This window comes from Micromonospora sp. HM5-17 (assembly GCF_003762835.1).
Taxonomy (GTDB): domain Bacteria; phylum Actinomycetota; class Actinomycetes; order Mycobacteriales; family Micromonosporaceae; genus Plantactinospora.
The window spans coordinates 1-435 of sequence record NZ_RJWA01000047.1; the positions used below are offsets into that span (position 1 = coordinate 1).

Annotated in this window: 1 pseudogene; it reads left to right on the forward strand. The window is 73.3% G+C overall.

Annotated elements, in window-relative coordinates:
* Window positions 1-379, forward strand: a pseudogene (locus EF879_RS28450) (hypothetical protein); the annotation flags it as partial.
* Between the last annotated feature and the right edge of the window lie 56 nt (window positions 380-435).

Here is a 435-nt window from a genome sequence, read left to right on the forward strand (position 1 = left end):
TACGCAGGCGCGGCGGGCGGTCGTCCTCCCCACACCGGAGACCACCACGCCGCACCCCGCCTCGCCGGTCCCGGCGCCTACGGTCGAACCGCCGGCTTCCTCGGCGGAAGCCCCGGTCCCGGTCGTCCCCGCCGTGTCCATGACTCCGCTACCGGTCACCCCGGCCGGCCCGGCAGAGACCTCGACTCCGGTCCCGGCCGCTGTGGAGCTGGATGGGCTGGGCATCCCGGCCGCGATGCAGGCCCAGATCCGGCAACTTGTGGCGGATTCCGCTGCTCCGGTGACCCCCGCTGACATCCAGCGGGCGACCCGGCTGCCGCTGTCGGTCGCAACGAAGGTGGTCGAGCGGCTGACCCCCGTCAACGGCTACGCGCACTGACCGCGCAGCCTTCCTCTTCCTTCATCCCTTCTCCGGCCTGCCGTGCCCCATCCGCG